Below are 16,745 nucleotides of genomic sequence, written 5' to 3' on the forward strand. Positions count from 1 at the left end.
ACCAGTAACCTAGGGGAAGTTTGACAGGGAGGGGAGCCAGCGACTGAGAGCTCTCTAGATGAAAGCTAGGCGAATTCACTTGCTTTGGGATTGGTAATTAAGGTCTGGCTTGCCAGATAAAAAACGGATGGTACCGCGTGTCAACGCTCCGCTTCGGTGTGAGTGAGACCGCGGTTTTTATTTTGGAGGAACTATGTCAAAAATTGAAGAACGATTGCAGAGTCTGCGTGAGGAAACTTTAGCCCAGTTGCAGACCATTACTCTGGAAAACGCTAAGGATATGCAGGAGCTGAAAGTATCTGTCCTAGGGAAAAAAGGGAGTCTTACTGAGATTCTCAAAGGGATGAAGGATGTTTCAGCTGAGATGCGCCCTATTATCGGGAAGCACGTCAATGAAGCGCGCGATGTGCTGAATGCAGCCTTTGAAGAAGCAGCTCAAATCTTGGAAGAACAGAAAGTAGCAGCCCAGCTGGCCAATGACGCCTTGGATGTGACCCTACCAGGTCGTAAGATTCCAGCTGGAAATCGCCATATTTTGACCCAAACAAGTGAGGAAATCGAAGATATCTTTATCGGTATGGGTTATCAGGTCGTGGATGGTTTCGAGGTTGAGTCAGACTACTACAACTTTGAACGGATGAACCTGCCTAAAGACCATCCTGCGCGAGATATGCAGGATACCTTCTACATCACAGAAGAGATTCTCTTGCGTACGCACACCTCTCCTGTTCAGGCTCGTGCGATGGATGCCCATGACTTTAGCCAAGGGCCACTCAAGATGATCTCTCCGGGACGTGTTTTCCGTCGTGATACAGACGATGCGACTCACTCTCACCAGTTTCACCAAATTGAAGGTCTGGTCGTAGGGGAAAATATCTCTATGGCTGACTTGCAAGGAACCTTGCAACTGATTATTCAAAAAATGTTTGGTGCGGATCGTAAGATTCGTTTGCGTCCATCTTACTTCCCATTCACAGAGCCATCTGTCGAAGTGGACGTCTCTTGCTTTAAGTGTGGTGGTGCTGGCTGTAATGTCTGCAAGAAGACTGGCTGGATCGAAATCATGGGAGCTGGAATGGTGCACCCAAGTGTCTTGAAAATGAGTGGCATTGATTCAGAGAAATATTCTGGCTTTGCCTTTGGGCTTGGTCAAGAGCGGGTGGCTATGCTTCGCTACGGTATCAATGATATTCGTGGCTTCTACCAAGGCGATGTGCGCTTTTCAGAGCAATTTAAGTAAGAGGGAAGTAGAATAGACTTGATTTGAACAATTCCACCACGACAAGTCTGATTAGCAATATTTGCGAGCTTGAAATGCGTGGAAATGGTGTTCATCAGTCTAGTTGTTTATAAGGCCATTTTAGCTGGGAATCTTGCTCTCAGCCGCTTCTGAGAAAGGAGTGCCCTATGTTAGTTAGAGTTCGGCCAGAGGATCTGGATATTTTGCGGGACTTGGAAGTGCAGACCTACCAAGAAACTTTTGGTCCTTTCATCAAGCAGGCAGACTTGGAGCATTATTTTGCCCATGAGCTGGCGCATGAAAGGCTGGAGCAGGAGCTGGCCAATCCTGAGTCTGAGCATTATTTTGTACTGGACGAGGAGCAAAAGATTGCTGGTTTTCTCAAGTGTAACTGGGGTCAGGCTCAGACAGAGCAGGAGTTGGAAGCTTCCTTTGAAATTCAACGAATTTATGTACTTGCCTCCCATCAGGGCCTCGGCTTGGGCAAGGAAATGTTTGAATTTGCCTTAGAAAAAGCCCAAAAACGTGGTTTTAGCTGGGCTTGGCTAGGTGTTTGGGAAAGAAATTTTAAGGCGCAGAATTTTTACTTTAAATATGGCTTTGAAAGGTTTAGCCAGCATGAATATATCACTGGTGACACAGTCGATATTGACTGGCTTTTAAGGAAGAAATTAAACTAAAAAGACGATAGTATCGCTACTTATTAGGCTTTTAGTGGAAACAGAAAATTTATAGAGAGGAATCAAATACGACCGAAAATTGAATGGACTGGCTTTGTCTATGAAATCAAAGCTAGCGCCGCTCGGTCGTAAAATCATAAATATGTTAGTTAGTTATAAATGGTTAAAAGAGCTGGTTGATTTGGATGTGACAAGCGCCGAGCTGGCGGAGAAAATGTCCACAACTGGTATTGAAGTAGAAGGAGTCAGCTCGACAGCTGAAGGTCTTTCGAAAATTGTTGTCGGAGAAGTTCTGAGCTGCGAGGATGTTCCAGATACCCACCTGCACCTCTGTCAAGTCAATGTTGGTGAAGACGAGCCTCGTCAGATTGTCTGTGGTGCACCGAATGTTCGCGCTGGGATCAAAGTTATGGTGGCTGTACCAGGCGCTCGCATTGCAGATAATTATAAGATTAAAAAAGGAAAAATCCGTGGCTTGGAGTCACTGGGCATGATTTGCTCTCTCGGTGAGCTGGGCATTTCGGATTCTGTTGTGCCAAAGGAATTTGCGGATGGAATTCAAATCCTGCCTGAAGAAGCAGTGCCAGGTGAGGAAGTCTTCTCTTATCTGGACTTGGATGATGAGATTATCGAGCTTTCCATCACGCCAAACCGGGCTGACGCTTTGTCTATGCGTGGGGTGGCGCACGAAGTGGCTGCCATCTATGACAAGTCAGTACAGTTCAAAGAATTTCCTTTGACTGAAGGGGATAAAGAGGCTGCGGCTAGCTTGTCTGTTGCCATTGAAAGCGAAAAAGCACCGTTTTATGCAGCTCGCATTTTGGACAATGTGACCATTGCTCCGAGTCCTCAGTGGTTGCAAAATCTCCTCATGAACGAAGGAATTCGTCCGATTAACAATGTAGTGGACGTGACTAACTACATCCTGCTCTACTTTGGTCAGCCCATGCATGCCTTTGATTTGGATACATTTGAGGGCGACCAGATTGTCGTCCGAGAAGCGCGTGCTGGTGAAAAACTAGTGACGCTGGACGGCGAAGAGCGTGAACTAGAAGTCGGCGATTTAGTCATCACTGTGGCAGATAAGCCAGTAGCTCTTGCAGGTGTCATGGGCGGAGCGGCAACTGAAATCTCTAGTAGCTCTACCCGTGTCGTTCTGGAAGCAGCTGTCTTTGATGGCAAGTCAATCCGTAAGACAAGCAGTCGTCTGGGCTTGCGTTCTGAGTCTTCTTCACGCTTTGAAAAAGGGATTAACCTTGCAACAGTAACCGAAGCTCTAGATGCTGCTGCTAGCATGATTGCTGACTTGGCAGGTGCAACTGTTCATGCTGGTATTGTCCAAGCAGGACAGTTAGATACAACTGACAAGCAAGTTTCGACTAGCCTTTCAGATGTCAACCGAGTTCTGGGAACAGATTTGACTTATGCAGATATTGAAGATATTTTCCGTCGACTAGGCTTTGGCCTCAGTGGTTCTGCGGACTTCTTCACAGTCAGCGTGCCTGCTCGTCGCTGGGATATCAGTATTCCAGCAGATCTTTACGAGGAAATTGCTCGTATTTATGGCTATGACCGCTTGCCAGTTTCCCTGCCTCAAGATGCTGGAACGGCTGGCGAATTGACGGCCACTCAGAAGCTACGTCGCAAGGTTCGGACGGTGGCTGAAGGAGCAGGGCTGACAGAGATTATTTCCTATGCCTTGACCACGCCAGAAAAAGCTGTCGAATTTACGCTTAATCCTACAAATCTGACGGAGCTTATGTGGCCTATGACAAGGGAGCGCAGTGTTCTCCGCCAAAATATGCTCTCAGGCATGCTGGATACTGTCAGCTACAATGTTGCTCGTAAAAATAAGGACTTGGCCCTGTATGAAATTGGGAAAATCTTTGAACAAACAGGCAATCCGAAGGAAGAATTGCCTAATGAAATCAATAGCTTTGCCTTTGCCCTAACTGGCTTGGTAAGTGAAAAAGATTTCCAAACGCCAGCGACTCCTGTGGACTTCTTCTACGCTAAGGGTGTGGTTGAAGCGCTCTTTGACCGTCTAGGATTAGCAGCTGATTATCAAGCAACTAACCAGCTTAAGAGTCTGCATCCAGGTCGGACAGCGCTGATTTCGATCAAGGGTCAGTCAGTGGGCTATGTGGGGCAGGTTCATCCAGTGACGGCCAAGGCTTATGATATCCCAGAAACCTATGTGGCAGAGCTTAATCTGACGGCTATTGAGGCGAGTCTTGAGCCAGAACAGCCTTTTGTAGAAATCACCAAATTCCCAGCTGTTACTCGCGATGTGGCCCTGTTGCTCAAAGCAGAGATCAGCCATAGACAGGTGGTGGAAGCGATTCAAGCTGCCGGAGTGAAACGTTTGACGGATATCAAGCTCTTCGATATCTTCTCTGGTGAAAAATTAGGTGTTGGCCTCAAGTCTATGGCCTACACACTGACCTTCCAAAATCCAGAAGACAGCCTAACCGATGATGAAGTGGCTAAATACATGGAAAAAATCCAAAAATCCTTGGAAGAAAATGTTGGAGCAGAAGTGCGCTAGTATATACAAAGAGAAGCAGTCCTTAAGGGCTGCTTCTTTAATAAAATGATACTTTATAAAATGCCTAATTTATGGTATTCTAGTCCCAATAAAGATTTTACAGAAAGAATATTTTAATGGAATATAAAAGAAGTTATGCAGCTGAAATTGTAGCTATTATTATTGTTATTATTGGAACCTTCATATTCATTGGGGTAATGCAATCACCAAATAGTAGTGGTGGGAACCACAGTGATAGCTTAGAACAGCTAGAATCTAAACGAAAAGAAGCAAGGTTGAATGAAAGCCCAATGACTATTGAAAAAGCCAAAAACTTGGTTAATTCGGATTTTGCACCTGAGAATGAAACACCAGAAGAAGAGCAAAAAAGACTGCAAGCTTTTGTAGAGACCTATAATAAACAATTAAAGTCCGAACAGGATTCTATCCGAAGAGAAAAGGAATCTGAGCAAGAAATTCTCAATCAAAATAATGAATATGTGGGCCCAATTCTAATTGGTGCAGGTGTTATAGTTACTATTTTAGGTGTTTCGGCTTATAAGAAGGCTCATGAGCCTGCAGCTTTTACCATTTCTGATGATAAGATTGATGTTAAACCCTCTGTTTTCCAAGATATAAATCACATTGATTTAACAAATATTAAGCAAATCGAGTATGAAATTAGACGTGCTTATTCTAAAAATTCGAGATCAACTTATCGTATACTTTATTTTAAAGACGAAGAAGGAAAAACATTGGAAGAGATTGACTTGAATGATCTTGTTGATGCTGATTTCAATACCATTTATAAAGAAATCAGTAAACGAGCTCCGCATATTGAATGGATTTTTCCGGAATAAAAGGAAAGATTGTAGGAATATTAATCATGGAAAATTCAAACCAAATATCCCAATGTCAGACTCTTTGGGCTAGAAATAAATATCAGGTGCTCAGTCATTCCAGTAAGATCTATCTGGAAATCCGCCAATATCTGAAAAGCGACTCGGTGGAAGCAGCACATGTTCAAGACTTAATTGACCAAGCGGTAGCCCTACCAGAAAACCGAGGTCAGGTCTGCAATGCCTTTCAGCATGTTTGGGGCTATTTTAAGAAAAAAGCCAGCCCAGCTGAAAAAGAAGATTTTATGCTACTTTTGCTTCGTTACCAATCCGGACAGGCTGAGAAAAAAGACTTGGTAAGAGCTGTAAGTGACTTGCTAGTCAAGTATCCCAATCCATATCTGCAAAAATCGACTTTGTTATTTGGGGATGAGACATGAAGCTCTGAAATCAAGGTGAAAGAGTAAGCTTGCTCGTCTAGTAGCTTTGAGGGGTGTAGATGATAAGAATAATTTGTTAGTCTCATAAACAATATTATTTTGACTGGTTTCGATAAAGGCTCCACCTCAAGCAAAACGTGTCTTTAAGGTATGATTGGAGAAATAATGTTTTTTACTTATCAGGGAAATAAATTATATTATAAAGTGATTGGTCAAGGAAAGCCAGTCTTGGCAATTCATGGTTTGGGCTGTTCATCTGAATTGATGGAAGGATGTTTGGAACCTATTTTTGAGAAACATGCTGACTATAAAAGGATTTATTTAGATTTGCCTGGCATGGGTAGGTCTGATGCCAATCCTGCTTTTGCAAGTGCAGATGCGATTTTAGAGATGCTCTTGAACTTTATAGAGACTGTAATCAGCGGACACTCCTTTCTCTTAGCTGGAGAGTCTTATGGTGGCTATCTTGCTAGAGGAATTTTGGCTAAGAAAAGGTCGGAGATTGATGGTTTGCTGCTTATTTGTCCAGTAGTTATACCCAATCCGCAAGAAAGAATTCTGCCAAAAGACAGCCTGCTAATTAGTGAGGCAGGTTTTGATATAGCAGGCAAAAGCGAAGATTTCGTTGATTTAGCGATTTTACAGACTAAAGAAACTTATCAACGGTTTGCAAAAGAAATCCTAGCAGGGCTTCAGATGATGAATGCTCCCTTTGTCCAAAAGCTGCAAGAAAACTATGCTTTTTCGTTTGAAGTGGATCAAGGGATACAGGAAAAGAGCTATGACAAGCCCAGCCTTTTTATAGCAGGAAAGCAGGACCAAGTCGTGGGCTTCCAGCAGTTAGCCCAGCTGTCTCACTATTATCCAAGGGCAACTCATGCTGTAATGGATCTTGCTGGCCACAATGCACAGATAGATCAAGAGGCTCTCTTTACGGCCTTGGTCGAAAATTGGCTCAAGCGAATTGAACTTTCCTGATACTACAAGATTTAATATGTTGAACAGATGCAGATGAAACTGGAGTTCATCAAAGAAATCTAATTCAGCCTAAAATTGATCTTAAAATCATAGAAAAAAGCGGTCACACCGCTTTTTTTGCTTATTATCCCCAGAATTTCTGGGCGATTTCTTGGCCTTGTTTAATTTTGGCCCATTGTTGCTCAATGGTGAGTTCGTTTCCAGAGTCACAAGAGGCGAAGCCGCATTGGTGGGAGAGCAGGAGACGATCTTTGGGTAGAACGGTTGCTGCTTTCTCGAGGAGGTCTAGGACACGCTTTTCATCATCCAAGCCTTTCGTCTTACTAGAGAGCAGTCCTAAAACGACTTCCGCATTCTTGTCCTTCAAAGCTGCTAGGGCTGATACATCACCAGCTACATCGCTGTCCCACTCTAGGAAGTAGCGATCATAGTGTTGGTCGCGCAGGAATTTTTCCGCGATAGCTTCGTAGGTACCCTCGGCAGCAGAGCGGCTTTCGTAGTTACCACGGCAGTTGTGGGTCCATACAGTCAATCCTAGCTCATGAGCGTAGTCTATGACTTCGTTATTAATAGCAACAAACTCGTCTGCCAGGTCAGCAAGACTAGCATTGCCCTCCGCAAAGAAGCTAGCAGGATTGGACTCGTCAAAGAGTTCCCAGAGGCAGTCGTCAAACTGGATAATCTGTCCGCCAGCAGCCTTATAGTCGTCCAAAAACTCTTTGTAGGCTTGAATCAAGCCTTTTTTCAAGTCTTCATTGGACTCATAAACTTGTCCCGGTCCTGCCAAGCGGTCAAAGACAGCTAACTCAGTATAAGCATGGGCAGGTCCCCAGACAGTCAGCTTGGTATCGTCACCAGCAGCCTCTTCCTTGACTAGCTTATAAATCTCGATAAAGTGATGGTTTTTACCAGAGAGTGGTGCTGTGATGCGGATACCAATATCTTTCCGAGTCTCATATTGCCCGCCGTCGTGGTCCTTAAAGGTATAGCCGTGGTCAGCAATGTAGCGCTCGATTCCCTTAAGTCCCCAAACAAAGTCCAGATGCCACATGGACTTGGAGTATTCTCCATCCGTCAGGATGTCAATTCCCTTAGCCTTTTGCTCAGCGATAATCTCCTTGATGTCTGCAGTCTCCGTCTCATGGTAGCCTGGGAAGCTGTCGTAGAATGGGTATTGAATATCATCGCGATGCTCAATTTCTGTCTTATACTGGCGCAGATTTTCTGGGCGCAGAAGTGATCCAACCAGTTGAAATTTTGATTTTGTCATAAGATTTCTCACTTTCATTAGGGATTATGGTCTATTGTATCGAAAATCCCTCGGCAAATAAAATAGTTAATTCTGCTGGTAGGGTATAGTCGAAAACTATTGCTAGCGCTTCCTGGAATTTGTCTTTCAAAATCAAAGTATCTTCTCCATCACTGTTTCCTGAGGCTGAAGCCCTAACCGCTCATAGAATCGTAGGGCTCCGACATTGTCGTTCCAAGCATTGAGAGTCAGATTATAGCAACCGATTTCCCGAGCATAGTTTTCCGCAAAGCGATAAAGCTGTTCGCCAACCTTTTGCCCTCTGGCTTTCCCATCTACACATAAGTCCTCGATAAAAAGTGTCTTGATGGGATTGAGTATAGGACTGACAGGTTCCTTGATGGAGCAAAAGAGGTGACCGAGGATTTCTCCAGCTTCATTTTCAAAGACGAAAATAGGGGTGGACTCTTGCTCCAGAATCTTCTCTAATTCTTCATTGCTAAACTTGCTTCCCTTGGCCTTGAAAATGTCTGGACGAGCCTGATGGTGGACAAGCAGGATTTGCTGAAGGAGTTCTTGGAGTGCAGGAATATCTCTGACTTGGGCTTTTCTGATTGGCATAATTTTCTACTTTTATCGTTCATAGAATCATTATACGACAGGGAACTATTTTGTCAAGCGAGCTCGGAAAGACTAAGAGAACAAGTAGCATCTAAATAGCAAATGTCAATCAGAGTGCGTCATTTCCTTTATATGTATTTTCCTTATAATAAAAACTGCTTTTTCTTGACAAAAAACAGACAATTGTAGAATATAATTATAAACTACAAATGTAGAAAAAAGGAGGAAACACTATGACTATTTCGAAAAAAGCCTTTACTGGAATCTTATCATTAACAGTCGCAGTTTTATTGACTGCTTGTTCAGGCAATGCTAATCAGGGAGGAAATGCTAACTCATCACAAAATACCCAAAGCCAAACATCACAGCCTACGCAAGAACAGACTTCTTCATCCAATGCAGGTCAGACCAGCAATCTAAACGGACGCTACCAAGCAACTGACCATGATGGAGACCAGCATGTCCTAGAAATCAATGGTTCGACTGGTACTTGGACTGAGACCGAGGTCGATGGCAGTAAGGAAATCAAACAGGTACAAGTAGATGCAGCGAAGCAGAGACTAATTGTCGGTGACGATGTCAAAAGTTACCGACAAAATGGCAATCAGCTGATTGTGGATGAACTAGATGATGATCCAGACACTCTGACCTTTAGCAAGCAATAAGCCGATTCTCAATCTGCTCAGAAAAAGAGTGTACGAAGCGTAAAGAAAAAGAAACAAGAACGGTTTCAGTATATGAACTGAAGCCCTTGTTTCTTTTTATTTTATGAATTTCTTTCAAGGAATGTTTCTTATTTAGGGAATCGCTATACGACTTAGTGATTTTCGCCTGAATCTAGTCATTATTAGTCTCATATGTTTTTCTAGCTTGCTTCTTTATGATATAATGATCTTTAATATCTCAAAGGAGGACAGCTTTGTTTTTAGCTTTTAAAGAGATTGTCTACAGCCGTGGACGCTATCGTTTAGTGGTTGCTGTGGTCTTTCTCATTACCTATATGGTTTTCTTTTTATCTAGTCTTTCCGTCGGTTTGGCTAGGCTCAATCGCTTGGCTCTGGACCAATGGCAGGCTGAGTCGATCGTCTTGTCGGAGTACGCCAATAAGAATCTAATCGCTTCTACTCTCAAGGAAGAGGAGTACAGCCGCCTGCTTCAAGGGGACTTAATCGCTGCTTTGGGACAAACGTCAGCAGTGGCCAATTATGAAGATGGCACTGATAAAATCAATGCTCAGGTTTTTGGTCTCTCTTGGGATAGTTTTCTAGCGCCTGACATTATTGAGGGACGTCCTGCTGAGACTGCTTATGAAGTCATTGCGGATAAGCGCCTCCAGCAAAAAGGTGTGAAACTAGGCGACCAGCTTCAGCTCAATGGCAGTGAGCGCCTCTATCAGGTTGTTGGTTTCACAGAGGATAATAGCTTCTTTACGCAACCTGTAATTTTTATGGATCTAGATGATTTCAGGGAATTAAAGTACGGCTCTAGTCAGGTTAAGAATATCAGTGCACTTGTGGTCAAAGATAGTCAAAAAATTGAAGAAACAGGGCTCAGTCAGCTTTCTATGAGTGATTTTATAGAAAATATCCCTGGTTATCAGCCTCAGGTTCTGACTTTTTCCTTTATGATTGGGGCCATGGTTCTGATTACCTTTTTAGTATTGGGGATTTTCATGTACATTATCACCATTCAGAAGACCCAACTTTACGGTATTATGCGTGCCCAAGGGATTGCCAGTGGGAAGATTATTGCTTCTATTTTCTGGCAGATTTTCATCCTATCCACTCTGGGAATCAGCTTAGCTGTCTTGGCTCTCTTGGGAACCCAGCTAGTCTTGCCGGCTTCTATGCCTTTTTACAGTGATTGGAGAGCTTATGCTGGCTTGATTGTCCTGATTGTTTTCATGTCGCTGGCCGGCGGGCTCTTGTCCATTCACCGGGTTCTGAAAATTGACCCTATCACAGCGATCGGAGGTGAGTAAATGTCAATCATAGAACTAAAAGGAGTTACAAAAGAATATGGCCAGGGGCATACGCTGGTCCAAGCCCTGAAACCAACTGATTTCCAACTGGAAGCAGGGCAGTTTGTAGCTATTATTGGGCCATCAGGCTCGGGTAAAACAACTTTTCTGACCTTGCTAGGGCATTTGCAAACTCCTTCAAAAGGACAGATTCTCCTACGTGGGAAAGATACCTCCCAGCTTAAGGAAAAGGAAAGGGCAGCCCTGCGTTTCAATGATTTCGGCTTTATTTTGCAGGCTTCCAATCTCATACCTTTTTTGAAAATCGAAGACCAGTTCCAGTTGATTGACCGCTTATCTAAAAAGGAAAGGACAGATCTGGACAGTTTGATTGAGCTGCTAGATCTAAAAGACACGCTCAAGCAGTATCCCAAAGAATTGTCCGGCGGAGAACGGCAGAGAGCTGCTATCGCTAGAGCGCTTTACAATAGCCCAGATATTATCTTGGCTGATGAGCCGACAGCTAGTCTGGATACAGAGCGGGCTAAGCGCGTGGTCCATCTACTTAAAGAAGTGACTCAAAAATTCAACAAGAGTGTGGTCATGATTACCCATGATACCCGCCTACTGGACGAGGTTGACAAGGTCTATGAAATGCAAGACGGAGTGCTGACTCAAGTCCGATGAAGATGTAGCCAAACAAAAAAATAGTTTGGGACAAGGAGAGTGCCTCGCTTCATGATTAGGCAAATATTCAGTTAGATTGAATAGACAAACAAACACGGTTCTGTTTTTCAAGAACCGTGTTTCGTATTCTTCATTTTTTGATGATTTTCAGGATTTATTTTGGTAGTACGGGCTTTGTGGAGGAGAACCTCCAGCCAGCTACGTTTTCGGATGCGCTCTCTGACTTGCCCGTTCTTTCGACTTTCTAAGTATTCGCCTAGATTTTTTGCTTTGATAAACTCTGTGATTCCCATATTATTTTCCTAGGCAGAATTGGCTGAAGAGTTGGGTGATGAGTTCGTCTGGTGCGGCGTCACCAGTGATTTCACCAAGGATTTCCCAAGTGCGGGTCAAATCGACTTGGAGGAGATCCACAGGCATGCCTAGTTCCAGTCCCTGATTGACGGCTTGCAGGCTTTCGACAGCCTTTTCGATGAGAGAGATGTGACGGGCATTGGACAGGTAGGTGGCGTCTTGCTCGACAATTCCAGCATTCTCAAAGAAGAGCTGATTGATGCGATCCTCGATTTTATCAATATTTTGATTGTGAAGAACGGATATCTTGATAGCATCAGTCGGCAGCTGGTCTAGCTCAATCTTTTCTTCAAGGTCGGTCTTGTTCAGTAGGACGATGCGATTGCTGTCTTGGCTGATTTCAAGTAATTGGCGGTCTTGGTTAGTCAGAGGCTCGCTGGCATTGAGAACCAAGAGAACCAAGTCAGCTTCCTGTAAGGCTTTTTTAGAGCGCTCCACGCCAATCTGCTCAACAAGATCATCCGTTTCCCGAATCCCTGCAGTATCAATGAGCTTAAGCGGTACGCCGTTGATATTGACATACTCCTCGATCACATCACGAGTTGTCCCCTCGATATCGGTCACAATAGCCTTGTCCTCGCGCAGAAGATTGTTGAGCAGGCTGGATTTGCCGACATTAGGTCGACCGATGATAGCAGTCGAAATCCCTTCGCGAAGAATCTTGCCGCGTCGAGCAGTTTTGAGGAGATGGGTCAGAAGTTGCTCGAATTCAAGTGTTTTTTCACGAATGATTTCTGTCGTTGCTTCCTCAACATCGTCGTACTCAGGATAGTCGATGTTGACCTCGACCTGAGCCAGTGTGTTGAGGATTTCCTGGCGGGTGCTATTGATAAGGTCGGAGAGAGAGCCGTCCAGCTGTTTGACAGCATTGTTCATAGCTTTATCTGTCTTGGCCCGGATGATGTCCATGACGGCCTCGGCCTGAGTCAAATCCACACGCCCATTGAGAAAGGCCCGCTTGGTAAACTCACCAGGTTCTGCCAGTCTAGCCCCCTCGCGGATAGCCAGCTGCAGGATTTCATTGGTAACCGCAATTCCGCCGTGGGTGTTGATCTCGATGATATCCTCGCGCGTGAAGGTCTTGGGAGAGCGCATAGCGCCGACCATGACCTCATCTAGAATCTCCTGATTTTGAGGGTCAACGATATGCCCGTAGTTGAGTGTGTGGCTGGCCACTTTGCTTAAATCCTTGCCTTTAAAGATTTTTTTTGCAATAGCAAAGCTGTCCGTCCCGCTTAGTCTGACGATACCGATGGCTCCTTCCCCAAGAGGGGTAGAAATCGCAGCGATGGTATCAAATTCTCGTGTTATCATGTATATCCTTTCTGAAAATCTATTTTGCAAACATCTGTCTCAAATTCATCCAAAAAGTTTTTGAGATTTGTGCATCATTTTGTCCTTGCTTTGCATCAATTAATAGGTATAATGGGAAAGCGGTAGTTAAATCCTTGTGCCTTAGTAAAATGCGACTGACGGCTAGAGTTTCTTCCTTAATTTTACAAATATTCATAAAAGAAAAACAGCTGTCGGGTAGGAAATTTATGTTATTCTAAACCTGTTCCTATCTTGCTAGTCAGTAGGAAAGAACCGTCTTCGTTTTTTGAAAAAGTCAGGATGACGGCTTGATATTTGCTTCCTCCTGGTAAGTAGGTGATGGTTTTTATTTCAGAGCCGCTGACAGTGGAAGTAGTTTCGTCAGTTGGTTTGCCGTGGTCGCGAATGACGTCATCGTATTTTGTTCCGCCTGCACCCTTTTTCAAAATATCGCCCTCTTTGAGTGCATCAAATTCTGCTTTTGTCCATGTAAACGTCGTACTTTCTTCTTTTTCCTTTTCCTTTTCTTCTTCTCTTTCTGACGAATCAATATAGGAACGATAAGAGCTCGAAAGAGTATCAAATCTTTTTCCCATTTCATTGAACATACGGGAATAGAATGATTGAGTGACCAGTGCGATGATTAAGGAGAAAAAGGAAATGACAGAACCAATAATGGCCAAAGTTCTCGGTTTCTTTTGGTTAATAATGAGACCGATAATAGCCAGGATAAGAGCGATAGTACCGATAAAAAAAGATAGATAATTGATGATTGGTATCCAGGAGCCAAGTAAAGCGATTGCTCCAAAGACAATGGCTAAAATACCTAAAACTTTATTTTCTTGTTGCATCATAACAACCTCCTCAGATTTTCTATAGTTTACTACTTTAAATATGTATTTCTTTTAGTAATTTACCTATCTTCATTGTAACGTAAAATAGAACTAGGAGCAAGATTTTAAGGAGATTTTCGTGAAATGGAGCACTGTTAAAATGCGATGAACCGTTTAAAGAGCTGAAAACACTTTCAAATTTCAAAGAATTGTGATATACTAAACATAGTTGATTTGAGGAGGTGCTATGGAAACTCTAAAGAAACTAGCAGGCATCAAGGCTGCTGAATTTGTCGAAGACGGGATGGTGGTCGGTCTGGGAACAGGTTCGACTGCTTACTATTTTGTCGAGGAAATTGGTCGACGTATCAAAGAGGAAGGCTTGCAGATTACTGCAGTCACCACCTCTAGCGTTACTAGCAAGCAAGCAGAAGGCTTGGGCATTCCGCTGAAATCCATCGATGAAGTGGATCAGGTCGATGTGACCGTTGATGGAGCTGATGAAGTAGATCCTCAGTTCAACGGCATCAAAGGCGGAGGCGGAGCCTTGCTGATGGAGAAAGTTGTCGCGACACCTACCAAGGACTACATCTGGGTGGTTGATGAAAGCAAATTGGTTCAAAAGCTAGGTGCTTTTAAGTTGCCAGTCGAAGTAGTGCAGTATGGTGCGGAACAAGTTTTCCGTCGCTTTGCTAAGGCAGGCTACAAGCCAAGTTTCCGTGAAAAAAATGGCCAACGTTTTATCACGGATATGCAGAACTTCATTATTGATCTAGATTTAGGTGTAATCGAAAATCCAGTCGAATTTGGCCGAAAATTAGATCATATCGTGGGCGTTGTTGAGCACGGCCTTTTCACCAAAATGGTCAACAAGGTGATCGTCGCTGGTCAAGGTGGCGTAAACATTTTAGAAGCAAATAACTAGAAAAGAGGTTTTTATGTCAAAATTTAATCGTATTCACTTAGTCGTTATGGACTCAGTCGGCATTGGGGCAGCACCAGATGCTAACAATTTTGTTAATGCAGGGGTGCCAGATGGAGCTTCTGATACGCTGGGACATATTTCCAAAGCAGTCGGTCTAGATGTGCCAAATATGGCTAAGCTGGGCTTGGGCAATATCGAGCGTGAGCAAGCCTTGAAAACTGTACCAGCTGAGGAAAATCCAAGTGGTTACTATACTAAATTAGAAGAAGTTTCTTTAGGTAAAGATACGATGACAGGCCACTGGGAAATCATGGGCCTGAACATTACCGAGCCTTTTGATACTTTCTGGAACGGCTTCCCAGAGGAAATTTTGACTAAAATTGAAGAATTTTCTGGCCGCAAAGTTATTCGTGAGGCGAACAAACCTTATTCTGGCACGGCAGTTATTGACGACTTCGGGCCTCGTCAGATGGAAACTGGCGAATTGATTATCTATACTTCTGCAGATCCAGTGCTTCAAATCGCGGCTCATGAGGAGATTATTCCTTTAGATGAGCTCTATCGTATCTGCGAATACGCTCGCTCTATCACCTTGGAACGCCCTGCGCTTCTGGGACGGATCATCGCTCGCCCTTATGTGGGTGAGCCAGGTAACTTCACTCGTACAGCCAATCGCCATGACTATGCAGTTTCTCCATTTGAGCCAACTGTTTTGGACAAGCTCAATGAAGCTGGTATTGATACTTATTCAGTTGGTAAGATTAACGATATTTTCAACGGTGCTGGGATCAACCACGACATGGGGCATAACCAGTCCAATAATCATGGCGTAGACAATTTGGTTAAGGCTATCCAGTCTGAGGACTTCAAGTATGGCTTCTCATTTACCAACTTGGTAGACTTCGATGCTCTTTATGGTCACCGTCGTGATCCGCATGGCTATCGTGATTGTCTGCAGGAATTTGATGCTCGCTTGCCAGAAATCATTGAAAACATGCGTGAAGATGATTTGCTCATGATTACTGCTGACCACGGTAATGACCCGACTTATGCCGGAACAGATCACACTCGTGAGTACATTCCGCTCTTGGTTTTTGGTAAATCCCTCAAGGGGAATGGTCACTTGCCTGTCGGACACTTTGCGGACATTTCAGCAACCATCGCTGACAACTTCGGTGTCGACAAGGCCATGATTGGTGAAAGCTTCTTGGACAAATTGGTATAAGCATAAGAGAGTGAGGAAAATATTTAATGACAACATTATCTGAGAAAATCAAAGCAACGGCCGCCTTTCTGAAAGAAAAAGGCATGACAGAACCTGAGTTTGGCTTGATTTTGGGATCTGGTTTGGGAGAATTGGCTTCTGAAATTGAAAATGCTGTTAGTCTTGACTATGCGGACATTCCAAACTGGGGTCGCTCAACTGTCGTTGGTCATGCTGGAAAATTAGTCTATGGAGACTTGGCAGGCCGCAAAGTCTTGGCACTGCAAGGTCGTTTCCATTTCTACGAAGGAAATCCTCTGGAAGTCGTTACTTTCCCAGTGCGTGTGATGAAGGCTCTCGGTGCGACAGGTGTTATTGTGACCAATGCTGCCGGTGGTATCGGCTATGGTCCTGGTACGCTTATGGTCATTACTGACCACATCAATATGACTGGTCAAAATCCTTTGATCGGTGAAAACTTGGATGAATTTGGCCCACGTTTCCCTGATATGTCTAAATCTTATACACCAGAATATCGTGCAACTGCTCATCAAGTTGCTGATAAGCTTGGCATCAAGCTGGATGAGGGTGTCTATATCGGTGTCACTGGACCGACTTATGAAACACCAGCAGAAATCCGTGCTTATAAGACGCTTGGAGCGGATGCAGTTGGCATGTCTACTGTTCCAGAAGTGATTGTAGCAGCACATTCTGGTTTGAAAGTCCTTGGAATTTCATGCATTACAAACTTTGCTGCTGGTTTCCAAGAAGAGCTTAATCACGAGGAAGTGGTTGAAGTAACAGAGCGTGTCAAAGGTGATTTCAAACGACTACTTAAAGCCATTCTTGCTGAATTGTAAGGAAATAAAATATTAAACGAAGGAAAGGTAGAGC

The 16,745-nt window shown here is 43.8% G+C and carries 17 protein-coding genes; 12 read left to right on the forward strand and 5 right to left on the reverse strand.

What is annotated here, in order from left to right; translation table 11 throughout:
- Window positions 1-193 precede the first annotated feature (193 nt).
- From pheS to FZ954_RS00705, 6 genes are all read left to right on the forward strand, one after another.
- Complete coding sequence (pheS, locus tag FZ954_RS00680; RefSeq protein ID WP_148876224.1) at window positions 194-1,240, forward strand: phenylalanine--tRNA ligase subunit alpha; 1,047 nt, start codon at window positions 194-196, stop codon at window positions 1,238-1,240.
- Between the two features lie 167 nt (window positions 1,241-1,407).
- Window positions 1,408-1,920, forward strand: coding sequence for a GNAT family N-acetyltransferase (locus FZ954_RS00685; protein ID WP_148876226.1), 513 nt, complete (start codon window positions 1,408-1,410; stop codon window positions 1,918-1,920).
- Window positions 1,921-2,062: 142 nt separating this feature from the next.
- Window positions 2,063-4,468 (forward strand): phenylalanine--tRNA ligase subunit beta, encoded by a 2,406-nt coding sequence (gene pheT / locus FZ954_RS00690; protein ID WP_148877619.1) that lies wholly within the window; start codon window positions 2,063-2,065, stop codon window positions 4,466-4,468.
- Window positions 4,469-4,584: 116 nt separating this feature from the next.
- Window positions 4,585-5,307: a hypothetical protein gene (locus tag FZ954_RS00695; protein WP_148876229.1), complete on the forward strand. Its 723-nt coding sequence runs from the start codon at window positions 4,585-4,587 to the stop codon at window positions 5,305-5,307.
- A 26-nt stretch (window positions 5,308-5,333) separates the two neighbouring features.
- Complete coding sequence (locus FZ954_RS00700; RefSeq protein ID WP_148876232.1) at window positions 5,334-5,726, forward strand: YbgA family protein; 393 nt, start codon at window positions 5,334-5,336, stop codon at window positions 5,724-5,726.
- A gap of 150 nt (window positions 5,727-5,876) precedes the next feature.
- Window positions 5,877-6,704 carry an alpha/beta fold hydrolase gene (locus FZ954_RS00705; protein WP_148876235.1) on the forward strand — a complete coding sequence of 276 codons (828 nt, stop codon included), beginning with the start codon at window positions 5,877-5,879 and terminating at the stop codon, window positions 6,702-6,704.
- Between the two features lie 124 nt (window positions 6,705-6,828).
- On the opposite strand, the gene FZ954_RS00710 is transcribed toward FZ954_RS00705, so the two are convergent.
- Both FZ954_RS00710 and FZ954_RS00715 read right to left on the reverse strand, forming a co-directional pair.
- Window positions 6,829-7,974: a cobalamin-independent methionine synthase II family protein gene (locus FZ954_RS00710; protein ID WP_187423300.1), complete on the reverse strand. Its 1,146-nt coding sequence runs from the start codon at window positions 7,972-7,974 to the stop codon at window positions 6,829-6,831.
- 132 nt (window positions 7,975-8,106) lie between these two features.
- Window positions 8,107-8,574, reverse strand: a complete 468-nt coding sequence (locus FZ954_RS00715) for a GNAT family N-acetyltransferase (RefSeq protein WP_148876241.1) — start codon at window positions 8,572-8,574, stop codon at window positions 8,107-8,109.
- 233 nt (window positions 8,575-8,807) lie between these two features.
- Between FZ954_RS00715 and FZ954_RS00720 the strand changes: the two genes are divergently transcribed.
- The 3 genes from FZ954_RS00720 to FZ954_RS00730 all read left to right on the forward strand — a co-directional run bounded on the left by FZ954_RS00720 (window position 8,808) and on the right by FZ954_RS00730 (window position 11,221).
- Entirely contained in the window at window positions 8,808-9,239 is a 432-nt protein-coding gene (locus FZ954_RS00720; protein ID WP_148876243.1) for an SP_0198 family lipoprotein, read from the forward strand.
- A 254-nt stretch (window positions 9,240-9,493) separates the two neighbouring features.
- On the forward strand, window positions 9,494-10,555 hold the full coding sequence (locus FZ954_RS00725; RefSeq protein ID WP_187423301.1) for an ABC transporter permease: 1,062 nt from the start codon (window positions 9,494-9,496) through the stop codon (window positions 10,553-10,555).
- Window positions 10,556-11,221, forward strand: coding sequence for an ABC transporter ATP-binding protein (locus tag FZ954_RS00730; RefSeq protein ID WP_125389835.1), 666 nt, complete (start codon window positions 10,556-10,558; stop codon window positions 11,219-11,221).
- Window positions 11,222-11,328: 107 nt separating this feature from the next.
- On the opposite strand, the gene FZ954_RS00735 is transcribed toward FZ954_RS00730, so the two are convergent.
- From FZ954_RS00735 to FZ954_RS00745, 3 genes are all read right to left on the reverse strand, one after another.
- Window positions 11,329-11,514, reverse strand: a complete 186-nt coding sequence (locus FZ954_RS00735; protein ID WP_148876247.1) for a hypothetical protein — start codon at window positions 11,512-11,514, stop codon at window positions 11,329-11,331.
- Between the two features lies 1 nt (window position 11,515).
- Window positions 11,516-12,889 (reverse strand): tRNA uridine-5-carboxymethylaminomethyl(34) synthesis GTPase MnmE, encoded by a 1,374-nt coding sequence (mnmE, locus tag FZ954_RS00740; RefSeq protein WP_148876249.1) that lies wholly within the window; start codon window positions 12,887-12,889, stop codon window positions 11,516-11,518.
- Window positions 12,890-13,119: 230 nt separating this feature from the next.
- Window positions 13,120-13,740 carry a CD20-like domain-containing protein gene (locus FZ954_RS00745; RefSeq protein WP_148877621.1) on the reverse strand — a complete coding sequence of 207 codons (621 nt, stop codon included), beginning with the start codon at window positions 13,738-13,740 and terminating at the stop codon, window positions 13,120-13,122.
- A gap of 229 nt (window positions 13,741-13,969) precedes the next feature.
- Here FZ954_RS00745 and rpiA point away from each other — a divergent pair, with 229 nt between their 5' ends.
- Genes rpiA through FZ954_RS00760 form a run of 3 tightly spaced genes read left to right on the forward strand, consistent with a single transcriptional unit; the run spans window position 13,970 to window position 16,711 of the window.
- Window positions 13,970-14,647 (forward strand): ribose-5-phosphate isomerase RpiA, encoded by a 678-nt coding sequence (gene rpiA, locus FZ954_RS00750; protein ID WP_148876253.1) that lies wholly within the window; start codon window positions 13,970-13,972, stop codon window positions 14,645-14,647.
- A gap of 13 nt (window positions 14,648-14,660) precedes the next feature.
- Window positions 14,661-15,872: a phosphopentomutase gene (locus tag FZ954_RS00755; protein WP_061423123.1), complete on the forward strand. Its 1,212-nt coding sequence runs from the start codon at window positions 14,661-14,663 to the stop codon at window positions 15,870-15,872.
- Between the two features lie 26 nt (window positions 15,873-15,898).
- Window positions 15,899-16,711, forward strand: a complete 813-nt coding sequence (locus tag FZ954_RS00760; protein ID WP_148876255.1) for a purine-nucleoside phosphorylase — start codon at window positions 15,899-15,901, stop codon at window positions 16,709-16,711.
- The last annotated feature ends 34 nt before the right edge of the window (window positions 16,712-16,745 follow it).

Source organism: Streptococcus sp. Marseille-P7375, assembly GCF_902460365.1.
GTDB lineage: Bacteria > Bacillota > Bacilli > Lactobacillales > Streptococcaceae > Streptococcus > Streptococcus cristatus_I.

Coding starts and splice junctions, on each gene's coding strand:
- pheS (WP_148876224.1), top strand. CDS start 194: ATGTCAAAAATTGAAGAACGATTGCAGAGTCTGCGTGAGGAAACTTTA.
- FZ954_RS00685 (WP_148876226.1), top strand. CDS start 1,408: ATGTTAGTTAGAGTTCGGCCAGAGGATCTGGATATTTTGCGGGACTTG.
- pheT (WP_148877619.1), top strand. CDS start 2,063: ATGTTAGTTAGTTATAAATGGTTAAAAGAGCTGGTTGATTTGGATGTG.
- FZ954_RS00695 (WP_148876229.1), top strand. CDS start 4,585: ATGGAATATAAAAGAAGTTATGCAGCTGAAATTGTAGCTATTATTATT.
- FZ954_RS00700 (WP_148876232.1), top strand. CDS start 5,334: ATGGAAAATTCAAACCAAATATCCCAATGTCAGACTCTTTGGGCTAGA.
- FZ954_RS00705 (WP_148876235.1), top strand. CDS start 5,877: ATGATTGGAGAAATAATGTTTTTTACTTATCAGGGAAATAAATTATAT.
- FZ954_RS00710 (WP_187423300.1), bottom strand. CDS start 7,974: ATGACAAAATCAAAATTTCAACTGGTTGGATCACTTCTGCGCCCAGAA.
- FZ954_RS00715 (WP_148876241.1), bottom strand. CDS start 8,574: ATGCCAATCAGAAAAGCCCAAGTCAGAGATATTCCTGCACTCCAAGAA.
- FZ954_RS00720 (WP_148876243.1), top strand. CDS start 8,808: ATGACTATTTCGAAAAAAGCCTTTACTGGAATCTTATCATTAACAGTC.
- FZ954_RS00730 (WP_125389835.1), top strand. CDS start 10,556: ATGTCAATCATAGAACTAAAAGGAGTTACAAAAGAATATGGCCAGGGG.
- FZ954_RS00735 (WP_148876247.1), bottom strand. CDS start 11,514: ATGGGAATCACAGAGTTTATCAAAGCAAAAAATCTAGGCGAATACTTA.
- mnmE (WP_148876249.1), bottom strand. CDS start 12,889: ATGATAACACGAGAATTTGATACCATCGCTGCGATTTCTACCCCTCTT.
- FZ954_RS00745 (WP_148877621.1), bottom strand. CDS start 13,740: ATGCAACAAGAAAATAAAGTTTTAGGTATTTTAGCCATTGTCTTTGGA.
- rpiA (WP_148876253.1), top strand. CDS start 13,970: ATGGAAACTCTAAAGAAACTAGCAGGCATCAAGGCTGCTGAATTTGTC.
- FZ954_RS00755 (WP_061423123.1), top strand. CDS start 14,661: ATGTCAAAATTTAATCGTATTCACTTAGTCGTTATGGACTCAGTCGGC.
- FZ954_RS00760 (WP_148876255.1), top strand. CDS start 15,899: ATGACAACATTATCTGAGAAAATCAAAGCAACGGCCGCCTTTCTGAAA.